Source organism: Seonamhaeicola sp. ABD4_340 (assembly GCF_056312135.1).
Genome location: NZ_CM149981.1, coordinates 3,226,251 through 3,246,972, shown reverse-complemented (window position 1 = coordinate 3,246,972; position 20,722 = coordinate 3,226,251). Strand labels below are relative to the sequence as shown.

General features: G+C 35.8%; 21 protein-coding genes. 11 read left to right on the top strand and 10 right to left on the bottom strand.

From position 1 onward, the window contains the following. The first annotated feature begins 138 nt into the window (after positions 1-138). The gene (locus ACYX4H_RS14025; RefSeq protein ID WP_476236904.1) at positions 139-876 is read left to right on the top strand and encodes a T9SS type A sorting domain-containing protein; all 738 of its coding nucleotides are present in this window, start codon (positions 139-141) and stop codon (positions 874-876) included. A 59-nt stretch (positions 877-935) separates the two neighbouring features. Here ACYX4H_RS14025 and uvrA read toward each other — a convergent pair whose 3' ends face one another. Next, positions 936-3,716, bottom strand: a complete 2,781-nt coding sequence (gene uvrA, locus ACYX4H_RS14020) for an excinuclease ABC subunit UvrA (protein ID WP_476236903.1) — start codon at positions 3,714-3,716, stop codon at positions 936-938. Between the two features lie 239 nt (positions 3,717-3,955). Between uvrA and ACYX4H_RS14015 the strand changes: the two genes are divergently transcribed. After that, on the top strand, positions 3,956-4,540 hold the full coding sequence (locus ACYX4H_RS14015) for an RNA polymerase sigma factor (RefSeq protein WP_476236902.1): 585 nt from the start codon (positions 3,956-3,958) through the stop codon (positions 4,538-4,540). 56 nt (positions 4,541-4,596) lie between these two features. Further along, entirely contained in the window at positions 4,597-4,746 is a 150-nt protein-coding gene (locus tag ACYX4H_RS14010; protein ID WP_476236901.1) for a hypothetical protein, read from the top strand. A 26-nt stretch (positions 4,747-4,772) separates the two neighbouring features. Here ACYX4H_RS14010 and ACYX4H_RS14005 read toward each other — a convergent pair whose 3' ends face one another. Further along, positions 4,773-5,435, bottom strand: a complete 663-nt coding sequence (locus ACYX4H_RS14005) for an endonuclease III domain-containing protein (protein WP_476236900.1) — start codon at positions 5,433-5,435, stop codon at positions 4,773-4,775. Between the two features lie 36 nt (positions 5,436-5,471). Between ACYX4H_RS14005 and bcp the strand changes: the two genes are divergently transcribed. Next, entirely contained in the window at positions 5,472-5,924 is a 453-nt protein-coding gene (gene bcp / locus ACYX4H_RS14000; protein ID WP_476236899.1) for a thioredoxin-dependent thiol peroxidase, read from the top strand. A 67-nt stretch (positions 5,925-5,991) separates the two neighbouring features. On the opposite strand, the gene ACYX4H_RS13995 is transcribed toward bcp, so the two are convergent. Next, complete coding sequence (locus ACYX4H_RS13995) at positions 5,992-7,476, bottom strand: TonB-dependent receptor (RefSeq protein WP_476236898.1); 1,485 nt, start codon at positions 7,474-7,476, stop codon at positions 5,992-5,994. A gap of 91 nt (positions 7,477-7,567) precedes the next feature. Between ACYX4H_RS13995 and ACYX4H_RS13990 the strand changes: the two genes are divergently transcribed. Next, entirely contained in the window at positions 7,568-8,329 is a 762-nt protein-coding gene (locus tag ACYX4H_RS13990; RefSeq protein WP_476236897.1) for an MBL fold metallo-hydrolase, read from the top strand. Between the two features lie 9 nt (positions 8,330-8,338). After that, positions 8,339-8,839, top strand: coding sequence for a hydrolase (locus ACYX4H_RS13985; protein WP_475296457.1), 501 nt, complete (start codon positions 8,339-8,341; stop codon positions 8,837-8,839). Here ACYX4H_RS13985 and ACYX4H_RS13980 read toward each other — a convergent pair. Then, the gene (locus tag ACYX4H_RS13980; RefSeq protein WP_476236896.1) at positions 8,836-9,207 is read right to left on the bottom strand and encodes a DNA topoisomerase IV; all 372 of its coding nucleotides are present in this window, start codon (positions 9,205-9,207) and stop codon (positions 8,836-8,838) included. The two genes, ACYX4H_RS13985 and ACYX4H_RS13980, sit on opposite strands and share 4 nt — an antisense overlap. Before the next feature lie 28 nt (positions 9,208-9,235). Next, positions 9,236-9,649 carry a helix-turn-helix transcriptional regulator gene (locus tag ACYX4H_RS13975; protein WP_476236895.1) on the bottom strand — a complete coding sequence of 138 codons (414 nt, stop codon included), beginning with the start codon at positions 9,647-9,649 and terminating at the stop codon, positions 9,236-9,238. 280 nt (positions 9,650-9,929) lie between these two features. On the opposite strand from ACYX4H_RS13975, the gene ACYX4H_RS13970 reads away from it, so the two are divergent. Beyond that, positions 9,930-11,078: a M14 family zinc carboxypeptidase gene (locus tag ACYX4H_RS13970; RefSeq protein ID WP_476236894.1), complete on the top strand. Its 1,149-nt coding sequence runs from the start codon at positions 9,930-9,932 to the stop codon at positions 11,076-11,078. Positions 11,079-11,148: 70 nt separating this feature from the next. Next, positions 11,149-11,634 (top strand): Lrp/AsnC family transcriptional regulator, encoded by a 486-nt coding sequence (locus ACYX4H_RS13965; protein ID WP_475296453.1) that lies wholly within the window; start codon positions 11,149-11,151, stop codon positions 11,632-11,634. Between the two features lie 80 nt (positions 11,635-11,714). On the opposite strand, the gene ACYX4H_RS13960 is transcribed toward ACYX4H_RS13965, so the two are convergent. Next, complete coding sequence (locus ACYX4H_RS13960) at positions 11,715-12,125, bottom strand: hypothetical protein (RefSeq protein ID WP_476236893.1); 411 nt, start codon at positions 12,123-12,125, stop codon at positions 11,715-11,717. After that, complete coding sequence (locus tag ACYX4H_RS13955; protein WP_475296451.1) at positions 12,100-12,705, bottom strand: exosortase/archaeosortase family protein; 606 nt, start codon at positions 12,703-12,705, stop codon at positions 12,100-12,102. The genes ACYX4H_RS13960 and ACYX4H_RS13955 overlap by 26 nt, the downstream gene beginning before the upstream one ends. Positions 12,706-12,932: 227 nt before the next feature. Between ACYX4H_RS13955 and ACYX4H_RS13950 the strand changes: the two genes are divergently transcribed. From ACYX4H_RS13950 to ACYX4H_RS13940, 3 genes are read left to right on the top strand one after another with little or no spacing between them, the layout of a single operon-like run. Next, positions 12,933-14,384 (top strand): MBOAT family O-acyltransferase, encoded by a 1,452-nt coding sequence (locus ACYX4H_RS13950; protein ID WP_476236892.1) that lies wholly within the window; start codon positions 12,933-12,935, stop codon positions 14,382-14,384. Between the two features lie 16 nt (positions 14,385-14,400). After that, on the top strand, positions 14,401-16,101 hold the full coding sequence (locus tag ACYX4H_RS13945; RefSeq protein WP_476236891.1) for a carbamoyltransferase family protein: 1,701 nt from the start codon (positions 14,401-14,403) through the stop codon (positions 16,099-16,101). Beyond that, positions 16,098-17,078, top strand: coding sequence for a hypothetical protein (locus ACYX4H_RS13940; protein WP_476236890.1), 981 nt, complete (start codon positions 16,098-16,100; stop codon positions 17,076-17,078). The genes ACYX4H_RS13945 and ACYX4H_RS13940 overlap by 4 nt, the downstream gene beginning before the upstream one ends. On the opposite strand, the gene ACYX4H_RS13935 is transcribed toward ACYX4H_RS13940, so the two are convergent. Genes ACYX4H_RS13935 through ACYX4H_RS13925 form a run of 3 tightly spaced genes read right to left on the bottom strand, consistent with a single transcriptional unit; the run spans position 17,075 to position 20,476 of the window. After that, positions 17,075-18,127, bottom strand: a complete 1,053-nt coding sequence (locus tag ACYX4H_RS13935; RefSeq protein WP_476236889.1) for a GNAT family N-acetyltransferase — start codon at positions 18,125-18,127, stop codon at positions 17,075-17,077. The genes ACYX4H_RS13940 and ACYX4H_RS13935 overlap by 4 nt on opposite strands. Continuing rightward, positions 18,108-19,883, bottom strand: coding sequence for a NeuD/PglB/VioB family sugar acetyltransferase (locus ACYX4H_RS13930; RefSeq protein WP_476236888.1), 1,776 nt, complete (start codon positions 19,881-19,883; stop codon positions 18,108-18,110). Before ACYX4H_RS13930 ends, ACYX4H_RS13935 begins: the two co-directional genes overlap by 20 nt. Next, complete coding sequence (locus tag ACYX4H_RS13925) at positions 19,880-20,476, bottom strand: sugar transferase (protein ID WP_475296445.1); 597 nt, start codon at positions 20,474-20,476, stop codon at positions 19,880-19,882. The genes ACYX4H_RS13930 and ACYX4H_RS13925 overlap by 4 nt, the downstream gene beginning before the upstream one ends. Between the last annotated feature and the right edge of the window lie 246 nt (positions 20,477-20,722).

Below are 20,722 nucleotides of genomic sequence, written 5' to 3'. Positions count from 1 at the left end.
TTAATACTTCTTTATCTGAAATAATTGGTTTATTTGAAGGATTTTTTTGATGTCAAGTTTTTGTCAAGTATTGTTTTTAGTAATGTTTTGTTTGCTTGGTTACATTTGGTTTAACTATTAACTAAACACGTATACATTATGAAAAACATTACACTAGTATTTATTTTTTTTACTTCAATAACATTTGCGCAGCGCGTAGAACCCACATTCAGTTGGTCTAATAAAGCCGATTATCAAATTAATGGTGAAACCGCTGTTACCTTTAAACCAGGTGATAATATTACCATTGAAATAACCTATACCTTAGGGTCTACTAATGGTACTAATGATGCGTTTAATTTTGTTTTAGCAGGTTTGCAAGATGAACCAATAGCTAACCATGATGTGATTAATGGTACTTGGGCTAATGAAACAGTAGCACAGCCTAATGATTATGCGTTTCCTGGTGCTGGCTCAGGTGGTGTTACTACAGCCAATTATACCATTCCTGCTAATGCGCCTTTGAGTTCAGAAAACACGAATTTAACTTACAGAATATTAACCTATTTGGCTTATACGCCAGATGGTGGTTCTACTACTTATGGTGGCCCCGGAGCAAGTGATCCAACGTTGGTGTATATAAGAAGTCAAGCCGAAATAAATGCATTATCAACGTCTCGTTTCAATAAGAATAAATTAAACGCTTACTATAACGCAAAAACGGATGCAATCGTTTTTAAAAATGCTGCTACTATTACAGATGGTTACACTGTTTATAACATCATGGGGCAAGCAATACAAGCAGGCGCTGTTTCAAATAAAATTGATGTTTCTAGATTAAAATCAGGACTCTATATTTTATCAACAGCCAGTGGTAGTTTAAAGTTTGTTAAGTAATTTAAATACTTAATTAGTTTGTTGGGAAAAAGAACGCTTTTTTAAGCGTTCTTTTTCATTTATAACTTATCTTTTAAATACGTACCTGTTACAGATTCTTTATTATTAACTAAGGCTTCCGGTGTACCAAAAGCTACAATATTTCCACCATTTTCTCCGCCTTCAGGACCTAAATCAATAACATGGTCTGCACATTTAATTAAATCTAAATTATGTTCTACCACAATAATAGAATGTCCTTTTGCAATAAGTGCGTTAAACGATTTTAATAATTTTTTAATATCATGAAAATGCAAGCCTGTAGTAGGTTCATCAAAAATAAACAGGGCCTTGTCTTTGGTGTTGCCTTTCCCTAAAAATGTAGCCAATTTAATGCGTTGCGCTTCACCACCAGAAAGGGTAGAAGAACTTTGCCCTAAGGTAACATAGCCCAAGCCAACATCTTGTAAGGGTTGTAGTTTGTTTTTTATTTTAGGTTGGTTATTGGCTTCAAAAAAGGCAACCGCATCATCAATGGTTAAATTTAAAATATCATCAATGTTTTTTTCAGCAAATGTAACTTCAAGCACTTCTTTTTTAAAGCGTTTGCCTTTGCAGGTATCGCATTCTAAATGCACATCGGCCATAAATTGCATTTCAATAGTTACTTCACCTTCACCTTTACAAGTTTCACAGCGTCCGCCATCTACGTTAAAACTAAAATGTTTGGGTTGGTAGTTTCGTATGGTGCTTAATTTTTGTTTTGAAAACAGGCTTCTAATATCGTCATAAGCTTTTATATAGGTAACCGGGTTAGAACGTGATGAACGCCCAATAGGGTTTTGGTCAACAAATTCAATGGCTTTAATATTGCTGAAGTTGCCTTTCAATGCTGAAAATTGCCCGGGTTTGTCACCAAAATCGGTAAGTTTTTTTTGTAAAGCCGGATATAATATTTTCTTAACCAATGTGCTTTTGCCACTACCAGAAACGCCTGTAACAACGGTTAACATGCCTAACGGAAAACAGACATCAATATTCTTTAAATTATTTTCTCTAGCGCCTACAATATCTACGTGGTATTTTGTGGTTCGTCGTGTGTTAGGTACTTCAATTTCTAAAGATGCATTTAAATATTGTGCAGTTAAAGAGTTTGAAGCCAGCATATCTTTATAGGTGCCTTGTGCTACAACATGGCCGCCGTTTGTGCCTGCTTCAGGGCCAATATCAATAACGGTATCGGCCGCTTTCATAATATCTTCGTCGTGTTCTACTACAATTACCGTATTGCCTAAATCGCGTAAGGCTTTTAATACCAAAATAAGCTGTTCGGTGTCTTTGGGGTGCAGGCCAATACTGGGTTCGTCTAAAATATACATAGAACCTACTAAACTACTCCCTAAAGAAGTGGCAAGGTTAATACGTTGACTTTCGCCACCAGATAAGGTGTTTGAGCGCCTGTTAAGTGTTAAATATGAAAGCCCTACGTTGGTTAAAAACGAGAGTCTGTTATTAATTTCGGTTAAAAGTCTGGATGCTATTTGTGTATCGTATTCATTAAGCGTTAAATTTTTAAAAAAATTAGCCAGCGTGTTTAAAGGCATTTCAACCAAATCGGTAATGGTGGTATTGCCAACTTTTATATAGTTTGCTTCTGGTCGTAACCGTTTCCCGTTACAGGCTTTACATGTGGTTTTTCCGCGATAACGCGATAACATAACCCTGTTTTGAATTTTATAGGCTTTGGCTTCTAACTCTGCAAAAAAGCTGTTTAAGCCTTCAAAATGTTGGTTACCATCCCAAATAAGTTGTTTTTGGGCAGCGGTTAATTCAAAATACGGTTTATGTATGGGGAAATTGAATTTATGTGAATTATTTACCAATTGGTCTTTGTACCAACTCATACTATCACCACGCCATGGGAAAATGGCGTTTTCATACACCGATAAGCCTGTGTTGGGTATTACTAAATCTTCATCAATACCTATAATATCGCCGTAACCTTCGCATTTAGGGCAAGCGCCATACGGGTTGTTAAAACTGAATAGATGCACATTGGGCTCTAAAAACGTCATGCCGTCTAGCTCAAACTTATTACTAAAAGCACGCTGTTGGTTGTCTTTTAACGTTTCAACAAAACAGGTGCCTTTGCCTTCGTAAAAAGCAGTTTGAATGGCATCGGCCAAACGGTTGTAAAAATCGTCTTCATGTTTTACAATAACACGATCTACCACAAGCAAAACCTGGTCGGCATCGGTCACCTCAGCCTCTTCAATACGTTGCACTTTGTTGTTAACTTGTATACGGGCATACCCTTGCTGGTTTAGGGCTTGTAATTTATTATCTATACTACGGCCTTCTTCTAAAAAAATAGGCGCTAAAAGCAAAAGTTTGTCGCCCTTGTTAAAGGTTTTTATATAGTTTAAAACATCGGTAACCGTTTCTTTTTTTACTTCATTACCAGAAATGGGTGAGTAGGTTTTACCAATGCGCGCAAATAATAGTTTGAGGTAGTCATAAATTTCGGTAGTAGTGCCAACGGTAGAACGTGGGTTGGTAGAATTTACCTTTTGCTCTATAGCAATGGCTGGTGCAATACCTTTAATATAATCTACTTTGGGTTTATTTAAGCGCCCTAAAAACTGGCGTGCGTAGCTAGATAAGCTTTCAACGTAGCGTCTTTGGCCTTCGGCATATAAGGTGTCAAAGGCTAAACTAGATTTACCAGAACCCGATAAGCCGGTGATTACCACTAATTTATTGCGTGGTATTACAACATCAATATTTTTTAAGTTGTGCAATTTTGCACCTTTAATAATAATGTTTTCTTTGGGGTTTACGTCTAAAATATCAGTATTCATGGGCTTTTTAAAGAAATAACCTAACAAAGATACTACAAGAATTTGAACTTAAAAAGTATAGGTGAAACCCATAGGTTACATAAAAAAAATCTATAAATTTTGTTTTTTAGGAACGATTGTTGTTATATTTGGATTATAATAATCCGCTAAAAACGAGAAGCCTATAGTATAATATTACTTTTTAAAAAAGAATAACCCCAAACAAAGAAGCCCTGCTTCTTGTATAAAAAGTAATGATTATGCAACATCAATTAACTCCAGATGCTACACTGGTAAGCAACTACATTAAAGGCGATGAGTGTGCTTTAGAAACCTTAATCTACAGGCACAAACAAAAAATATACAGTTTTATATTTTCTAAAGTATATGATAAAGATTTGGCTGAAGATCTTTTTCAAGATACTTTTATAAAAGTTATAAAAACCTTAAAACATGGGTCTTATAACGAAGAGGGTAAGTTTTTGCCATGGGTTATGCGTATTGCGCACAATTTGGTGATTGATTATTTTAGAAAGCACAACCGCATGCCTAAATTTGATAATGCGGGTGAATTTAGCATTTTTTCGGTGCTAAGTGATGCTGCACTAAATGCAGAAACCGCTATTATTAAAAGCCAGGTAGAACGTGATGTACGCCGTTTGGTTGACGAACTGCCTGAAGACCAAAAAGAAGTGCTGCTTATGCGTATTTATAAAGATATGAGTTTTAAAGAAATATCAGATAAAACAGGTGTGAGCATTAATACAGCATTGGGTAGAATGCGCTATGCACTTATTAATTTACGTAAAATTATAGAAAAGCATAATATTGTTTTAACTAACTAGTACAATATTGTCATTTTTGCTGCGTTATCAATGGTATAAATCTTTAAATTGATATAATGGCAAAACTTTACTCTGAAAAACATTTTTCTGAAAACATTAATAAACAGCAACCTAAAGATGAAACGGTGCAGTTTATTTTAAATTATTCAAAAGCATTACGTGTTATAAATTGTAATACATTGACGTTTGAAATGCTTCAAAATTAAGTGTTTAAAGACTGTTTAGGTAACCACTAAACAGTCTTTTTCTTTTTGAGGTAGTCGTTAATTACCGATTTTCTACCAATGGTTTTGGTAATCACATCTTTTTCTAAATCCCAACCACGTGCAGGGGAATATTCACGTCCGTACCAAATAATTTGAAGATGTAAATCATTCCATAATTCTTTTGGAAATAAGCGTTTAGCATCCTTTTCAGTTTGTGCTACATTTTTTCCGTTGCTTAAATTCCAACGATACATTAACCTATGAATATGCGTATCTACAGGAAAAGCGGGTACACCAAAGGCTTGAGACATGACTACACTGGCGGTTTTGTGTCCTACTGCTGGTAGTGCTTCTAGCGCTTCAAAACTTTGTGGTACTTCGCCGTTATGTTCCTCAATTAAAATTTTTGATAAACCATAAATGCCTTTACTTTTCATAGGCGATAGACCTACGGGTTTTATAATGTCTCTTATCTCATCTACCGTTAGTTTTACCATATCATAAGGGTTGTCGGCACGCTCAAAAAGCAGTGGTGTAATTTGGTTAACGCGTACATCGGTGCTTTGAGCAGACATAAGTACGGCTATTAACAGCGTGTACGGATCTTTATGGTCTAGCGGAATAGGTATTTCAGGATATAGCTTATATAATGTATTGATAACAAAGTTTACACTTTCTTGTTTTGTCATAGAGTTGTATTTTTACAAAAAACAAAGATATTAAATATGACTACATTAAAAATAGGCGATAAGGCGCCCCATTTTGAAGCTCAAGATCAAGATGGTAATACGGTTAAGTTAAGTGATTATGTTGGTAAAAAGCTTGTATTGTTTTTTTACCCCAAAGCCAGCACACCTGGTTGTACAGCCGAAGCGTGTAATTTAAGCGATAACCATGAACGTTTTAAGGCACAAGGTTACGATATTTTAGGAGTGAGTGCCGACAGTGCTAAGCGTCAATCAAACTTTAAAAACAAATACAATTTTCCGTATCCGTTATTGGCCGATGAAGATAAAACGGTAATTAACGCGTTTGGTGTTTGGGGGCCTAAAAAGTTTATGGGGCGTGAATATGACGGTATTCATAGAACAACTTTTGTAATTGATGCTGAGGGCGTTATAGAAGATATAATTACCAAAGTAAAAACTAAAGATCATACCAATCAGATTTTAAAATAAAGATTGTTACGTGTGTTTTTTAACAGATAAGAAGCATAAAAAAAGCCCTTTTTAAAAGGGCTTTTTTTTATTTTTTTCGGGCATTTCTGCGTTTTATAACCAATGGTTTCAATGGTTTACGGGTGTAACCAAACAAACGATAATCTTTAATTAAATCGGCAGTGCCTTCGGGTAGCATGTCTTCCCAACCGGGTTCCCCTTTATCAATCATTTTTAAAGCTTGTCTAGAGAATATATTCATAATGCTTTCATCATAATCTTCAATATCTACCACTTTACCGTTGTATTTAAAGAATTTGTATAATTCTTTCATACGTGGGTACACCTTCAGGTTATCGCTGGTAATAAGTTCGCCTGTTTCAGGGTCAAACATAGGGTATAGGTATACCTTTAAATCTTTAAAGAATAATTTACCAAAGGCTTCTAAAATACCACCACTAATATGGCGGTAATATTTTTCATCAAAAATATCAACCAAGTTGCTTACGCCCATGGCAAGCCCCATACGTGCTTTGGTATAGTTTGAAAAATATTCAACAACTTTAAAATATTCTTGGAAATTAGATATCATTACAGAGTGGCCTAAGGCGCACAACAAGTCGGCTCTATCAATAAAATCTTGTTCGTCAATTTCGCCTTCAGCTCTTAAGTTTGATAAGGTTATTTCAAAAACAGTAACGGTATTATTGGCATCAACCTTGCGCTCTTTGGTAAACATTTCAAATGATTTCTCATACATAGCCATGTTCACCTTGGTTACGGGTCTAAAACTTCCGCGAAGCGCTAAAATGTTTTTCTTATAAAAAATTCTTGCTGGTAATACGTTTGTGCCATCAGGTCCAAAAACTACGGCATCGGTCATGCCGTTTTTCACCAGCTGTAAACTCATCAAGCGGTTGTCTACCGTTTTAAATATAGGCCCAGAAAAATTAATGGTGTCAATTTCAATTTGGTCTTTATCTAAATGGTCGTATAAATAGCGTAATAATTTTTTAGGTTGGTGGTAGTGGTAAAACGCGCCATAAATAAGGTTGGTTCCTAAAACACCTAGCGTTTCTTGTTGTAAGCGCGCATCGGTTTCTTTAAACCGAATATGTAAGGTTATTTCGTTGTATTCTTTTTGTTCGGCATCTACTTGGTATCTAATACCTACCCAACCATGGCCTTTAAATTGTTTTGCAAAATCTATAGTGGCTACAGTATTGGCATAGGTAAAGAAAATTTTATCCGGATTAACGTCTCGGGTAATACGTTTTTCCATTAAATCCATTTCATGGCTAAGCATTTTGCGTAGTCTAGATTCTGTTACGTAGCGCCCATCGGCTTCAGCGCCATAAATGGCGTCACTAAAGGCTTTATCATAAGCCGACATGGCTTTGGCTATGGTTCCCGAAGCGCCACCAGCTCTAAAAAAATGCCTACATGTTTCTTGGCCTGCGCCAATTTCGGCAAATGTTCCGTAAATATTTTGATTTAAGTTTACGCGAAGTGCTTTAGATTTTATTGAAGGAATATCGTCAAATTCTCTATCGCCTTTAATGTGAATATCCATATATTATAGGTTACATACGTTCTATGCAAAGTTATTAAATAAGTAAAGCAAACAAAAAAATAACGCTATTTTTGTACAAAATCCACAAGCATTGAAAGTAACGTTTTTAGGTACAGGCACGTCACAAGGTATTCCCATTATAGGAAGCACGCATCCGGTGTGTTTAAGTACCAACCCTAAAGATAAGCGCTTGCGTGTTTCGGTATTAATAACCTGGGAAGGTTACAATTATGTGGTAGATTGTGGCCCTGATTTTAGATACCAAATGCTGCGTAGTGGTTGCCAAAAAATGGATGCCTTGTTGTTTACGCATGAACACTCAGATCATGTTGCGGGGTTAGATGATATTAGGCCGTTTTATTTTAAACAGGGCGATATTCCTATTTATGCGCACAAGCGCGTTGTGAAAGCTTTAAAAAAACGCTTTGATTATGTGTTTGTTACCAAAAACAAATATCCGGGAGCGCCTACGGTAAGCATTAACAAAATTAAAAATACACCGTTTACTATTCATAACCACACCATTGTGCCTATTAATGGCAAGCATGGTAGTTTACAAGTATTCGGGTTTAGGTTTGGTAATTTTGCTTATTTAACCGATATGAAAACTGTTGCCCCAAAAGAAATAGATAAACTTAAAAACGTAAAGGTGTTGGTGGTTAACGCTTTGCGCGAACAACCACACCATTCGCATTTTAATTTGGCTGAAGCGTTGGCGTTTATAAAACAAGTAAAGCCAGAAAAAGCCTATTTAACCCATATTAGTCATATGTTAGGATTTCATGATGCTGTTGAAAAAACCTTGCCCCATAATGTGTTTTTAGCCTATGATGAATTACAAATTACAATTTAAACCCCTATTATGAAACAACGTATTTTTATGTATCTGTTTGTGTTTTCTGTATTACTTATATTATTTCAGTATATGAATGCCAAACGGGTTTTTGAAGATTTAAACAACACTTTAGCTAAGCGCGAAGCTGCTTTGGTTACTTATAAAGATTCTGTAGCTGGTTTAGAAAATGCCTATTTAAACGCGGCGCATTTTAATTTAGCGCATAATGAAGACGCTATTAGTTATTTTGAAGCCGATGGTTATAACATTGATAGTCTTATGCCATTTGTAAAAGATGAATTGTATAAGCTTAATGAGGTTAAAGGGCAACATCCAATTGTGCCTTATGCATCTAGTACCGGCCGAAAAATGATGATTAACACCGTTAAGATGCTGAATCATAAATGGATTATTGCCGATTTTTCAGATGGCGAATTTTGGGGCGAAGTGTTTTTAACTTACCAAATTAATAAAGATGATACCGTGGCATTTACCTTGGTAGAATCGTTTTTATACCCTTTTGATTAGTCTGCTTTTTTAAACGCCACCCCTTTTTGTTTTTTGGTCTCGCCCACATAAGAATACTCAAACGTGTAAGAGCTATCGGTGGTGGTTAAAATTTTTAAGTGCACATCCTTTTTTTCAGCCATACTTTTCGGGTTGATGGTTTTAAAAATAACTTCACAATCATTAACCCATCGTAGTTTGGTAGAATCTACATGGTTGTTATATCTTTCAATTTGCAAGGTGTCTGTTCTTGTAAATGTAGATTTGTATACGGTACCATCAATGGTAATTTCGCTGTAAAATGATCCTGTTTTATAGTCGGCACATTGGCGCTCCACCTGATAACAGTTCAATAATAATACACACACAAGAAGATATATAAAACGCATGGTTTAAAATTTTACATGCAAATTTATGCTAATTCTTAAAGTTTTTAAAACTTCCGTCCGTATAAAAAATAACAATACGCTCAATGGTTTTAGTATCAGCTGTTGTTTGCTTTACAAGGTCTTGTAATGGGGCAGCGGGTTGTTGAGTGTTTGGTTGGGTTTTAATAGGTGCTGCTTGTGGTGTGTTGGCCTCATTAAAATTAAATGTGCTTTGTTGGGTAGGAAAACTGCCTTTGCCATTGAGCAACCAATACAAATCAACCTCTGGGTAGGTGGTTAAAATTTTTAAAACAAAGTCTAAACTGGGTTTATTTCTTCCTGATAGTATATGCGAAATACTAGAGCGTTGCACGCTAATTTTTTCAGCAAATGAAGAGGCTGATTCTCCGTAATAATCAATTACTTTTTTCAATCTGTTGGCAAAATCTTTGTTGTTTATCATTGTAAACAATAGGGTTTAGGTATAACTGTTACAAATGTAAAAAATAATTTAATTAACATCTGTAAACGTATGTTAAATGTTTATTTTTGTTGAATTTTTTGTTTACATAATGATATTTAAATGTCTGAAAAACAGTATTTTTTATTGTTTTCCGTGTTTTGTGAAGCATATTGTAAATAATCTTCCCGTAAGCTGTATACATCTGTAATCATAATCTGTGAATTACGATGTTTACAATTGTAAAAATGTAATTGTTTACATTTGTATCCAAATAAAAATCATGACAACAGATACCTTACAAGCACTTTATACATCACACAAAGCAACCGCCTTAAATGGCCGGTATATTACCAATGACATTATTAGTCCTTTATTAGATGCTTTACCTAACCTATGCACTGTAAATGTTATTGGGCAATCGGTACTTAAAAAACCTATTTATGGTCTTACTATTGGTACGGGTGCTAAACGTATTTTAATGTGGTCTCAAATGCACGGTAACGAGTCTACAACCACCAAAGCCTTATTCGACTTATTAAATACCTTATGTAATGCATCGCCTGCTAGTAATAGCCTGTTAGCTTCTGTTACTTTAAACATCATACCTATTTTAAATCCTGATGGCGCTGAGGCATACACACGCGTAAATGCCAACCAGGTAGATTTAAACCGCGATGCTCAAAACCTAACACAACCCGAAAGTTTGGTATTGCGCCAGGTTTTTAACAGCTTTAAGCCGCATTTTTGTTATAATTTGCATGGGCAACGTACTATTTTTAGTGCAGGTAGGGCTCGTAAATCGGCTACGGTATCGTTTTTATCTCCAGCAGAAGATGCTGCTTGTAGCGTTACAGCTACCCGTAAAATAGCTATGGAGGTTATTGCACAAATGAATACCATGTTACAAACAGTTATTCCAGCGCAAGTAGGCGTGTATGATGATGCCTTCAATTTAAATTGTGTGGGTGATACGTTTCAAAGTGAACATGTGCCAACTATATTGTTTGAAGCAGGGCATTTTGAGGGGGATTATGATAGGGAATATACCCGCCAACTTATTTTTAACTGTTACCTAACCTCTTTACAATACATAGCAGCTCATACGGTTACAGGGGCGCATTACAAGCCCTATTATAACATTCCTGAAAATGAGAAGCTATTTTTTGATGTTATTATTAGAAATGTATCGGGTTACGCTACTCATTTGGTAGATGTGGCTATTCAATATAAAGAAACCTTACAGGGTAATGATGTGGTGTTTGTGCCTGTGGTTGCAAAAATTGATGAGCTACATACATATTATGGCCATAAAGAAATTGATGCACAAGGCAACACGCTGCTAGATGAAACGCATAAAATGTTAGCTGAAGGTAACGAAAACGTTATCGTAATATTGAAAAATGAAAAAATCGTATTAAAAGCAAAATAAAACGTACTTTATATGCGTAATTATTAATAAAAATATGCTAATTTTGATTTTTATCTAAGAATACTTTATTATGGGGAAAATTAAATTAGACGAAATTGATCATCAAATTCTTGACATGTTAATTGATAACACAAGAATTCCGTTTACAGACATTGCAAAAAAACTTTTAATATCTGCCGGTACCGTGCATGTACGTGTTAAAAAAATGGAAGAAGCAGGCATTATAAAAGGCTCGTCGCTAATGTTAGATTACAAAAAGCTAGGGTATTCATTTATAGCCTACGTAGGGGTGTATTTAAACAATACCTCACAAACCAAGTTTGTGTTAGAGCGTATTAATGAAATTCCTTATGTAACCGTGGCGCATATTACTACCGGAAAGTTTAATATTTTCTGTAAAATTAGAGCACGCAGCACAGAGCATGCTAAAGAGGTGATATTTCTACTAGACGAAATAGAAGGGGTGTACAGAACAGAAACAATGATATCGTTGGAAGAAAGTATTAACGATAAAAAACGCTTAATGCATTCTATTTTTAATGATTTAGAAAGCTAAGATTTAGAAAGCTAAAATCATTAAAACTCACAATACAACGTCCAAAACCTAAAGGTTTTGGACGTTTTTTTTATTTATTGCTATTTGGTTTTTACCTTATTCAAACTTCGGTTTAGTAAACCCATAGCGACATAGAGCATGGGCGAAATAAGCATTTCTTGTATGCTTTGGGCCAACAATTTTAAACGCAATGTAGATTCGCTAATAAGCCAATCGTACCCTCCAATAATAAAAATAGCGCCCAAGCCACTTATGTGGATTATATGCCACAAGGCACTCATCCATTGGTCTTTTAATTTGCCTAAATGTATAGAGCCTACTAGGTATACAATAATGGTGGTACCTAGTTTAATAACATGTCTTAGTTTTCGGGGTATGGCGCCTGCATCAGGGTTTTCAGCAAAACAAATGTAATAACTGGAGTATATGATAATAATGAGAATAAGGCCAATAATAAATCGGGACTTATCCTGCTTGTACAGGTGTTTCAAGGTGTTGAGATTTTAAGGTTATTTTTCTGCTAAATACATACCACATAATAAAGGTCGCGGTGTAAACCACCGTATTAAACAGGTAATGGTGTGCAAAATCAAAGTAAATTTCGTAGTACTCACGCAAGTAAATAAGGCCGGTGCAGCGTAAAATATTGGTGAGGTCTAAAACAATAACACCTATTATAATGTATTTTAACTTTCTTAAAAAAGAGGCCGGCATGCATACTATAAAACCAATGTATAATACTATTAATTCTAAGCCATTGCACACATTGGCTATGTATAACACAATACGGTCTTGGTGGTAAATGGCTGATGATTCATTTAAATTTACGCCGCCTTCAAAATAATGCTTTACTACTTCGCGTTTGGCTGTAAACCCTTCCATGTCGCCCAATTGGTTTATCAACCACGCAGAGGCGTTGCCTACATGTGTTGTTAGCGGGTGGTCTAGGTATTTAGAGTCGTATAAAAATATATTATAGACTACCTTCCATATAATAAAAAAAAGGAGGGCTTTACCAAGAAAGCGTTTTACCTCTGTAGGAATGCTTTTAAAAAATGATTTGGGATTCATTGTAGTATGATACTTAAAATTTCAAGCTAAAATACAGCACTTGCCGCAATGCTATTACTTTTTTCGATGAAATTACTATTTATTGTAATGAATGTATTTTTTTTCCGATGTCCGGGGTGTTTTTATGTCTATGCATTTTGTAGGGTTTTGTGTGTATTTTGCAGAAAAGTTTTGATGTATCTGTTTTATTCTGTGATATTTGGAAGCCATAAACCAACCCTCTCACCATGTTATTTAATTCGGTAGAATTCTTTATATTCTTAGTAATCAGCTACCTGCTTTATTGGAAGCTGTTTAACCGCCACTTAAAGGCACAAAACATATTTTTACTTGCTATTAGCTACCTGTTTTATGGCTGGTGGGATTACCGTTTTTTAGCGCTTATTTTTTTAAGTACGGTGGTCGATTTTTATGTAGGGCAACAAATACATGCCCAAACCCAACAACGCAAACGTAAGCAGTGGTTGTGGGTAAGTGTGCTATTTAATATTGGTTTGTTAGGGTTTTTTAAATACTTCAATTTTTTTGTAGACTCATGGGTAGATATGGCAAGCCTTATAGGGTATGAGATTAAGAGCACTTGGACCTTACAAATTATATTACCTGTAGGCATCTCGTTTTATACGTTTCAAACCATGAGCTATTCCTTTGATATTTATTACAAACAATTAAAACCCACTAAAAATTTTATAGCTTTTGCAGCTTTTGTAAGCTTTTTTCCGCAATTGGTAGCGGGCCCTATAGAGCGTGCCTCCAATTTGTTATCTCAAATTACTAACAAACGCACTTTTAATTACCCGCAAGCCGTAGCAGGTGTGAAGCTTATTTTATGGGGGCTTTTTAAAAAATTAGTCATAGCCGATGCTTTGGCACCTATTGTTGACGATATTTTTGCCAATGCCTCGTCGTATCCCGCATCCACATTAGTTTTAGGTGTTGTATTGTTTAGTTTTCAAATATATGGTGATTTTTCAGGGTATTCTGATATTGCTATTGGTACTGCTAAATTATTTGGGGTAGAGTTGATGACTAATTTTAAATTCCCGTACCTGTCTAGAAATATAGCCGAGTTTTGGCAACGTTGGCACATATCATTATCCGAGTGGTTTCGTTACTACATTTACATTCCTTTGGGTGGTTCAAAACAAGGGCGTTTTAAAGCGCTCAGAAATGTGGCTATTGTATTCTTAGTCAGTGGTTTTTGGCATGGGGCTAATTGGACGTTTATAGCTTGGGGTGCCTTTCATGCGCTGGCTTTTATACCATTATTTGTTTTTGGTAATAATAAAAAATATAAAGATACGGTGGTTGCACAAAGCCGTATGTTGCCTACTGTTTCAGAACTTTTAAGTATGTTAGGGGTTTTTGTGCTGGTTACTTTTTCATGGATTTTTTTTAGAGCCGATACCATCACGCATGCATTAGCATACATTAACGGTATTTTTACGCGCACTCAATTTACAGCCTATATGCACCCTATGGGCTATCGTATGGTTGATTATTATATACTGGTTGTGGGGTTTATGGTGTATGAATTTATGATAAGGCATCATCCACGCAACCCGTTTTATTTTAAACATAAAGCCGTAAGGTTTGTTATATATACTCTACTTATATTTTTAATGCTGTTGTTTTATGATGATGGTATTGATAAATCCTTTATTTATTTTCAATTTTAATTAAAAATATTATATTATGGTTATACTTGGTTTAAACTATTATTTTCACGATTCAACTGCTTGTATTGCGGTGAACGGACAACTTATTGCAGCCATTGAAGAAGAACGTCTTAATAGGGATAAGCACACGCGCGTATTTCCTCATAAAGCTATAGATAGGTGTTTAAAAATAGCCAATTTAACCTATAACGACATAGATCATATAGCAGTATCTATAAAGCCCACACATAATCTTGGAAAAAAATTACTTCATTGCTTAAAAAATATTAGTGGTATAAAAACCTTTGTTAATCATGAGTTTGTGCATGCTTACAATAAGCAAAAAAGTTTTTGGAATTGGTTTAAATACCATTGGGAGACTAAAAAACAAGGGCCTCAAGTGCATTTTATACCGCATCACTTCAGTCATGCCCCAGGGTCTTTTTATGTATCACCATACAAAGAGGCAGCACTTTTAGGGGTTGATGGTTCTGGTGAGTGGGCTACTACCTGGTTAGGTCACGGAAAAGACACGCGTATTTCATGTATAAGTGAAAGTTTTTTTCCACATTCGTTAGGGTCTTTTTATGAGGCAGTTACGCAGTTTTGTGGTTTTAGAACCAGTTATGATGAGGGAAAAACCATGGGGTTAGCGCCTATGGGAGACCCAAATGTATTTAAAGCAGAAGTTGAAAAAATTATAACGGTTAGCAAAAATGGCCAATTAACGTTCGATTTAAGTTATTTCAATTACCAACATTTTAGTTGGAAACGTTGTTCGCCTAAGTTTTTTGAAATTTTTGGCACACCACGAAAGCATGGTGAACCGTTTCAAAAACATCATATGGATGTTGCTGCTGCTTTTCAGCGTGTTTTAGAAGACAAAGTTCTTGAAATTTGTGATATTTTGTATGAAAAAACCAAGGCTGATTACCTGGTTATTTCAGGCGGTGTTTCACTTAATAGTGTTATGAACGGTCGTATTGTACGCGATAGTAAATTTAAAGACGTATATGTTATGCCTGCTGCCGGTGATAACGGCACAGCCATTGGGGCAGCCTATTATTTGTATAATGGTATTTTAAAACAACCTAGAACCTTTGTTCATGATAATCCGTATGTGGGTACTACGTATAGTAATGATGATATTGAGCATGTGCTTAAAGGTGCTAAACTTCATTATACCAAGCATGATGATGTATGTGAAGTAGCTGCTACGTTATTAGAACAAGGCCAAATTATAGGTTGGTTTCAAGGCACTATGGAAATAGGCCCACGAGCCTTAGGGAGTAGAAGTATATTGGCAAACCCAGCATTTCCTGATATGAAAGATAAAATAAATGCTGAGGTAAAATTTAGAGAAGCCTACAGGCCTTTTGCACCATCGGCTATTGTAGAGGCTAAAAATGACTTTTTTGATTTAACCGTTGAAGCTCCTTTCATGCTAAAAGTATGTAATGTGCTTAAAGAAAAGCAAGATGTGATACCGGCAGTAACACATGTAGATGGTAGTGCAAGGTTACAAACCGTTAAAAAAGAATTGCATCCTAAATACTATCAGCTTATTAAAAATCTGGGAGATAAAACAGGGGTGCCGGTGGTTTTAAATACCAGTTTTAATATACAAGGAGAACCTGTTGTAGAGTCGCCGCAAGACGCTGTTAGATGCTTTTTTTCAACAGGTTTAGATTGTCTTGTTATTGGTGATTTTATTATTACAAAACAAAAGCATGTATGAAAAAGTTAATAGTACGTTTAGGTGTTTATAGTTTGCTTATACTGTTGAGTTTAGAGCTATTAGTACGTGTTTTTCATTTAACAAAAGATTACCCAGTGCGTATGGTAGATGCGCAAGAGGTAGAAAAATGGCAACCGCATCAAACAGGGTATTCTGTAACCGGAAATCGGCGTCAAAATTTTTCACAGTTTCATATCAATGGCTCAGGGTTTAATTCGTATCGCGAGTTTACACCAACAGCAGATCAATTTGAGATCGCTTTGGTAGGCGATTCGTTTATTGAAGGCTTTCATCAGCACTATAATAATTCTATAGGTAAAAAAATAGAAGCCCATTTTGATGGTGTTCCTGTTTACGAATATGGTTATGCGGGCTATGATTTTGCTGACGAGGTGCATTTGGTAGATGCTTATAAAGCAGATTTTGAGTTGATAGATTGTGTGATTTTAAATCTTACTTTTAAAGATGATTTAGAGCGTAATCGTTATACGGTTTTAACCGATCGCATGCGCTTTGAAACCCCATTTTACCGACGTTTACGTCAGTTTAAGCTGCTTAATTATGCTAAAAACATCGGTGCTTTAAACCCTATAAAAGCCATACCGGGAAAACTTATAAATACGTTAAAAGGGCGCGCACCTCAAAACGCCCAAGCAGATCATAAAACCGCCGTTAGTACTGTAGATAGTACAGTCATATATCAAAAGCGGCTGGATAATTTTATAGCGCTCACTACTACGTATCATTATAATAAAGCGAAATATATTTTATTGTTAGATGCATCTAAAACACCTGCCATGTTCTTAAACTACTTGCAAACGCATGACTTTAAATATATAGATTATTCGCAGTTATTAGCAGCGTCTAAAACCAAAACCAATTTGGTGTATGATATGCATTGGAATGATCATGGTAGAACCTTAGTAGCGCAGGCCATAGCGCAGTATGTTAAAAAGCATGGTATTGTAAATCCTTAATAGGCTTCATGCTTGCGGTATAACGGAAAGTAAGTATCATCATCATCGGTGGCATTTATATGGTGTTGCGTAACCAATGCCTTGTAAACATCCTCATTTACAATGTATTTCCACACCTTAAAAGCCTTAAAATCTTTAGAGAAAGAGGCTTTAAAATTAAACAGCGCATCATCACTACGTCCGCCTAAGCCCCCGCCTAAATTAAAATAGGTGCATTGGGCTTCTATGGCTTTTAGGCGCATGGTGTCTATTAGCAATCTAATAGGCGATAGGTGTAAATAATCGGCCTTTGTTCCAGATAGATGGTATTGCACAATATGCTTGGTTTTTAGCATGATGGCTGCGGCTGCTACCGTTTCTGTTTCATAATCAACAGCCATGAGTAAGGTGTTATCTAAAGCTGGGTTGTTGAGCAGGTTGTTAAAATAGGCCTCAGAAAAATAATAGGCTTTGTTAGCTTGCACGCGGTCCATGTTTTCATAATACAGCGCTTTAAAGGTAGCGATGTCATTGGCTGTTTTGCCTGTTTTTACATAAAATTGTTTATAACATTTGTTTAAATAGCGTTTGGTTGTTTTAGAAAACAGACTGCGTTGTATGTCAACAGGAAGCGTTAAATCAATATTGACTACATCACCAATATGGGTAATGCTCCCCATGGATGTTATCACAGGGGTTTGTGTTATAAATGGGTGTAAACGCGAAAACACGGAAACGATGTTTTCTTTTTCAAAAAATGTTTGTAATAATTGGTTAAAGTCTTCAAGCACATGTGTTGTTAAAGGGCCTTTTGTTAAAGGGCCAGCATAACCGTACACCGAGGTCGCATCAAAATAGGGGGTATTGGCAATAGGTCTTATTAATACGGGAAGTGCTATTATAGTGTTATGTGCCCTGTAAACAATTAAAACCGCTTTATAGCTACTGTGTTTTGTACTCTGGTGGTAGGCATAGGTATGGTACACATCATACATGTCTATGCTTTTAAGTACTGCATCCCACTCCGTTTTTTGGGTTATAATAAGCAGGTTATTCTGCTGAGGTAACATGTTGTTGGTTGTAATAAGGAAAATAGGTATTGGTATCTGCTATCAGGTTTGCAATTTCAGCAGTATTGACCCCTGCAGCTTCTAATAAATGCTTATATATTTTGGGATTCACCACTTTTCTACCGGTGTAAAACGTAGCATCCTCATCTTTTGGAAAAAACGCTTTTTTATAGTTGTACAAACCATCGCCATCTTTTCGGCCACCACCTAGTATGTAGTAATAAATGTCATGTTCTATAGCCCATTTCATGGCTTCAATTTTTAAAAAGTCGTTAGGGCGGTGTGCAAAATAGTCGGCTAAGGTGCCACCCAAATAGGAGTAGAGCGCCTTATTGTTAATGATACAAAGTTCTACCGAAATAGGCGTGTTTTCGTAATACACCACCACCAATAGAATATGGTCTTTGTTTTGTTGTATTAAATGTTCAAAATAACTTTTAGGATAAAAATAGTTATCTGTGGCCTTGTTACGTACCATGGTACTAATGTATATATCGTAAAAGCTCGTTATGTGGGCATCGGTTATGTTTTTGTGATAAAATATAGCCTTTAAACCACTTTGTTGTGCTTTGCGGTAGTTATTACGTACTTTCTGTTTAAAATTATCCCAAATAGCTTCAAAGCCTATAGATAAATTACCTCTTACATTACTTAGTGAGGGCAATATTTGGCCAGAGTAGCATTTAAAATTGCCATTCAGGTTAAAGCGCATAAATTCGGTAACCACATTATGGGCTTTGTACCAAGCATCTACCTGTTCCCAAAACTCGGGAAGCTTGTCTTTGTTGGAGGTGTGGTATACAGGGCCGCTATAGCCATAAGGTGCGGTTACATCATAATATTTGGTAGCATCGTCTGGTGTTTTAAGCGGTATGGTGTTTTTGTGTATAGGCATTAAAATAATGGGCGTGTCATTTACTTTAAACACAAAATAATTCAGGTGTTTACCGGGTACCGTATTACAATATGCTAAACTATAAAACACGTCAGTGCCATCAATAGCTTCCAAGGTGTTGTTATAGGTTGCAATGTCGGTTTCATTTGTAATGGTATGGCACTCTAAGGTATAAGGGCTTTTAGCACGGGCAAGCCCCAAGTATTTATCGTCTTTTTTACGGTCTTTAATTACTTTGGCGGGTATGCCGTAGGCTACTTTATAACTATCAATGTTTTTATTAACCAGTGAGGCCGCCCCAATAACAGTGTGTTTGCCAATGTGCACGTTTTCAATCACCGTGGCATTGATGGATATTGATGAGCATTTGCCTAAACGTACATTACCGCCTAATGTGGCGCCCGGAGCAATACTGTTATAGCATTTTATAATACAATCATGCCCTACAGAACTTTTGGTGTTTATAATACAATGCGTGCCTATTGTTGCATCGGCATTAATAATAGCGCCTGCCATGACACAAGAGCCTTCATCTATATGTACGTTTTTACCTATAATGGCTTGGGGGTGTATGGCATTAATAAACTTAAAATTGGTATGTTGGTTGTTTATGGTTTTGGCCAATTTCATACGGGTGTAATTATCGCCTATGGCAATAATGCCGCCGTATAAATTATGGCTGTCTATAAGTGTTGGAATGTCGTGTTCAGTGCCTAATATTTTGTAATCAAATAAGGTTTCATCACGGGTTTTAAAACTATCTACCAAACCTACTATATGGTACAAATGTGTACGCTCAATAATATCAATAATAACTTTGGCATGGCCTGAAGCGCCTATAACAAGGATGTTTTTTTTCATTTGCTTCCTGTAAATTCTGGCATGTTCACATTGGCGTTACTGTTCACACCCTGTGGTTTTACCAATCTTAAAAACGTTAATAGCATAATTTTCACATCTAAGGCAAACGATTGGTGCTTTACGTAATACACATCATATTCAAATTTTTTCTCCCATGAAATGGCATTTCTACCTTTTACCTGTGCCCAACCTGTAATACCAGGTTTTACATCATGGCGTTGTTTTTGAAAATCGTTATAACGTGTTAAGTAAGATACCATTAAAGGTCTAGGGCCTACAACACTCATATCACCTTTTAGTACATTAATGAGTTGCGGAATTTCGTCTAAAGAATATTGGCGTAAAAAATTCCCTGTTTTCGTTACCCTATTAAGGCCATTAGAATCTTCATTAGGTTTTAAATCACGCATGGTTTTAAACTTTATAATTTTAAAAATGCGTTCATCTTTACCAGGGCGTTCTTGAAAAAAGAATATACTGCCATTATTTTTAATAGCTAAAATAATAGCGACCGTAATAAAAATAGGCGCTAGGAGTACTAAGGCTGTAAAAGCAATGAAAAAATCAATGATGGATTTGATATACGAATACATAGTGGTGTTTTGCTTGGGGTTATTTTACTACAAAAATAGTACTAAAAGCGAAAGCACGTTTAAATTTAGCTTAAATGTCTTTAATTCTCGATATTCCGTGTGTGGCTGTTGGCTTTTGGCATTTAGCTTTTGGCCTTTAGCCTTTAGCTCTTGGCTGTTGGCTTTTAGCTTTTAGCTGTTAGAGCGTTAATTAGCGTTATACTTTTAAACGTTTCAACGTACTTTTAGACTGAACATAAATGTGTT

What these genes read in the sequence shown, in the direction of transcription:
- uvrA (WP_476236903.1), bottom strand. Translation starts at nt 3,716, where the DNA reads ATGAATACTGATATTTTAGACGTAAACCCCAAAGAAAACATTATTATT.
- ACYX4H_RS14005 (WP_476236900.1), bottom strand. Translation starts at nt 5,435, where the DNA reads ATGACAAAACAAGAAAGTGTAAACTTTGTTATCAATACATTATATAAG.
- ACYX4H_RS14015 (WP_476236902.1), top strand. Translation starts at nt 3,956, where the DNA reads ATGCAACATCAATTAACTCCAGATGCTACACTGGTAAGCAACTACATT.
- ACYX4H_RS13925 (WP_475296445.1), bottom strand. Translation starts at nt 20,476, where the DNA reads ATGTATTCGTATATCAAATCCATCATTGATTTTTTCATTGCTTTTACA.
- ACYX4H_RS13945 (WP_476236891.1), top strand. Translation starts at nt 14,401, where the DNA reads ATGGTTATACTTGGTTTAAACTATTATTTTCACGATTCAACTGCTTGT.
- ACYX4H_RS13985 (WP_475296457.1), top strand. Translation starts at nt 8,339, where the DNA reads ATGAAACAACGTATTTTTATGTATCTGTTTGTGTTTTCTGTATTACTT.
- ACYX4H_RS13980 (WP_476236896.1), bottom strand. Translation starts at nt 9,207, where the DNA reads ATGCGTTTTATATATCTTCTTGTGTGTGTATTATTATTGAACTGTTAT.
- ACYX4H_RS13940 (WP_476236890.1), top strand. Translation starts at nt 16,098, where the DNA reads ATGAAAAAGTTAATAGTACGTTTAGGTGTTTATAGTTTGCTTATACTG.
- ACYX4H_RS13955 (WP_475296451.1), bottom strand. Translation starts at nt 12,705, where the DNA reads ATGAATCCCAAATCATTTTTTAAAAGCATTCCTACAGAGGTAAAACGC.
- ACYX4H_RS13950 (WP_476236892.1), top strand. Translation starts at nt 12,933, where the DNA reads ATGTTATTTAATTCGGTAGAATTCTTTATATTCTTAGTAATCAGCTAC.
- ACYX4H_RS13965 (WP_475296453.1), top strand. Translation starts at nt 11,149, where the DNA reads ATGGGGAAAATTAAATTAGACGAAATTGATCATCAAATTCTTGACATG.
- ACYX4H_RS14010 (WP_476236901.1), top strand. Translation starts at nt 4,597, where the DNA reads ATGGCAAAACTTTACTCTGAAAAACATTTTTCTGAAAACATTAATAAA.
- bcp (WP_476236899.1), top strand. Translation starts at nt 5,472, where the DNA reads ATGACTACATTAAAAATAGGCGATAAGGCGCCCCATTTTGAAGCTCAA.
- ACYX4H_RS13930 (WP_476236888.1), bottom strand. Translation starts at nt 19,883, where the DNA reads ATGAAAAAAAACATCCTTGTTATAGGCGCTTCAGGCCATGCCAAAGTT.
- ACYX4H_RS13975 (WP_476236895.1), bottom strand. Translation starts at nt 9,649, where the DNA reads ATGATAAACAACAAAGATTTTGCCAACAGATTGAAAAAAGTAATTGAT.
- ACYX4H_RS14025 (WP_476236904.1), top strand. Translation starts at nt 139, where the DNA reads ATGAAAAACATTACACTAGTATTTATTTTTTTTACTTCAATAACATTT.
- ACYX4H_RS13970 (WP_476236894.1), top strand. Translation starts at nt 9,930, where the DNA reads ATGACAACAGATACCTTACAAGCACTTTATACATCACACAAAGCAACC.
- ACYX4H_RS13935 (WP_476236889.1), bottom strand. Translation starts at nt 18,127, where the DNA reads ATGTTACCTCAGCAGAATAACCTGCTTATTATAACCCAAAAAACGGAG.
- ACYX4H_RS13995 (WP_476236898.1), bottom strand. Translation starts at nt 7,476, where the DNA reads ATGGATATTCACATTAAAGGCGATAGAGAATTTGACGATATTCCTTCA.